Source organism: Streptomyces sp. NPDC059866 (assembly GCF_042731325.1).
Classification (GTDB): Bacteria; Actinomycetota; Actinomycetes; order Streptomycetales; family Streptomycetaceae; genus Streptomyces; species Streptomyces flavusporus.
Window position 1 is genome coordinate 1 of record NZ_JBHWJT010000122.1, and the last position, 2196, is coordinate 2196.

Genomic DNA, 2196 nt, shown 5'->3' on the forward strand with positions numbered 1-2196 from the left:
GAACGCGTCCCGCCCGGGACCGAGCCCGATCCGCCCGAAACGAACACCGCCTACCAGGCCATCGTGAACGCCTTCAACCAGCACCCCGGCCGGACCTTCCGAGCCCGCGAGCTGCATGAACTCCTCGGCATGCCCACCGACGAGACGACCGTCAACGTCACCCGCAGCCGCCTCGGACGCCTCGTCCGGCAAGGCTTCCTCACCCAACCCGGACGAGGCCGCTACCAGAAACGGACTTAACGTCCACTCAGACCCCCACTGTGGGCGCCCCTGCTCGGGGCCTGCGAGGCGGACCTGGCCCACCTGCGTGCCGACCGCGCCGCCTGGCCGATGGTGGCTTTCTCCCCGCTGTCCGGCCAGAGTGACCCGGAGCACGACGCCAACGCAGCCCGCCGCGCCGGCGTACTGCGCGCCGTCCAGTACGGCCGGCGCGAAACCGACCTGCCGCTCTTGCGCTATCTCCTCGAGCAGGAAACTCTCTGCCGCCGTGAGGCCCCCTTCGGCGGGATGGGCGACGAACTGCACCTCGCCGTGTTCCTGGTTGCCCGCTGCCTCTGCGAGGAAGACCTCTCCCGTCTCTACGCCGCTCGCTGCGCCAACTTCGGCACCTGGTGCGCCCTGTCCGACCTGCCACTCGGCCGACCCGGCAAGAGCGGCGAGGAGGATCTTCACTGGGAGCCCGAAGCCCTGCAGGCCTGGGCCGAAGCCCTCGACACGCCGGAGTGGTTCGGCGACGACCCGAAATCCGAGCCTGTCGAGACCTGGGTGACCCTCGCCCGTCGCCAGGGCCGCACGGAACTCGCCCGCACGGCCCTAATACGCATGCTCGACGACATCGGGCCCGCCGACATCAGCGAACTTCCCTGGATCGTCAGCGGGTTCGCCGAGCTCGGCGACTTCCGGCAGGCCTCCCGCGCCCAGCGCCTGTACGTCTCGGTTCAGGACACCGACCTGGCCCGAGGCTGCGAGTACACCCGCCTGTCCGCTCTGGAACGGCACACAGGCGACCTCGACCGGGCATGGACGTCGCTGCAGCATGCGCTCACTACCCTCGACGGCCCACCGTCCCCGAAGCCGGGCCCGCCTCAGCCCGCACTCTTCGACATCGAGCCGCCCCCTGCCGACGACGACTGGCGCGACAAGGCTGTGGCCCTCGACCTCATCGAGGAACACTTCCTGCTCGCACGCTCAGCCGCCGACTCCGGCAGCCCTGCCCTCGCCCACCAGTCCTTCATCACCGGCACGGCTCTTCTCGACACAGTCCACCGCATACCCCCAGTCCTGTACCGCGCGGCCCACGCCGCAGCGCGGTCCTGCAGTGACGGAGACCTGACCGTCCGCTACGCGGCCCTCCTGGCCCAAGAAGAGCAGCGCATCGCCGAGTTCCCGTACGACTTGGGCGACAATGACGACTGACCCCGCCGTCACGTGCCTTCTGATCAGCTCAGGACCGATACCCATGCGGCCTGGTCACCTGCGGGTCGGGCGACGCGGCTGTGGTGGCCGATCCGACGCGGGACCACGGGCACCTTGCGAGAGGACCTGCCGATGGTGCGGTGGCCCTGCAAGGCTACGATCGAGGTTGTCCCAACGGAGTTTGGCGGACGCCTGCAGTACCGACCCAGCATCGCTCCTGCACCCGGGTGCCGGGGCTGACATCGCCGGGGCCGCCATCACCCTGCCGGCCAAAGAACCTCGCCCCGGGCATGAACGATCTGCCGTCACGACGTCTCCCTTGGAGCGGCGTCGGCCCCGCAGTCACACACCTGCCTGCCGCGCAGGAGCGATGGCAGGCAGGCGGCCCCCTTGGACGGCTGATGGGGGGCGGGCGCGCGTCAGCGTAGTGCGAGTTCGCCTGCGTGGACGGCTCGCAGGGCGCGCTCGACCGTCTCCTGGTTCTCGCCGACCGGGGCCACGTAGTCGATGCGTCGCGTGCGGCGTCCTCTCCCAGCGTCCGGGTGATCACCCAGGTGGCGAGGTACTGGGATGCCAGGCAGCCGCCCGCTGTGGCGATGTTGCCCTCGGCTTGACGTGCTCCCTGGCCTAGAGTCCAGGGATTCCTGCCTGGGTCGTCTGACCCTTCCGGGGGCTTCCTGCTTCTCCGCGCTGCGCGGGCACGGGTGCCCGTCTTACCGGCACTCCACAGGCGTTTGGCGTCTCCGCCCGTCCGGCGGCGACGATACGGCGTCCTTCGAA

1 protein-coding gene and 2 pseudogenes are annotated in these 2196 nt (G+C 70.0%); 2 read left to right on the forward strand and 1 reads right to left on the reverse strand.

Annotated elements, in window-relative coordinates; genetic code table 11:
* Together ACFV7R_RS46970 and ACFV7R_RS46975 are read left to right on the forward strand one after the other, a co-directional pair.
* Positions 1-240 (forward strand): annotated as a pseudogene (locus ACFV7R_RS46970) (hypothetical protein); the annotation flags it as partial.
* A gap of 90 nt (positions 241-330) precedes the next feature.
* Positions 331-1416 (forward strand): hypothetical protein, encoded by a 1086-nt coding sequence (locus tag ACFV7R_RS46975; protein WP_385276939.1) that lies wholly within the window; start codon positions 331-333, stop codon positions 1414-1416.
* A gap of 419 nt (positions 1417-1835) precedes the next feature.
* Here the strand turns inward: ACFV7R_RS46975 and ACFV7R_RS46980 are convergent.
* Positions 1836-2026: pseudogene (locus tag ACFV7R_RS46980) on the reverse strand (AraC family transcriptional regulator); the annotation flags it as partial.
* Positions 2027-2196 lie beyond the last annotated feature (170 nt).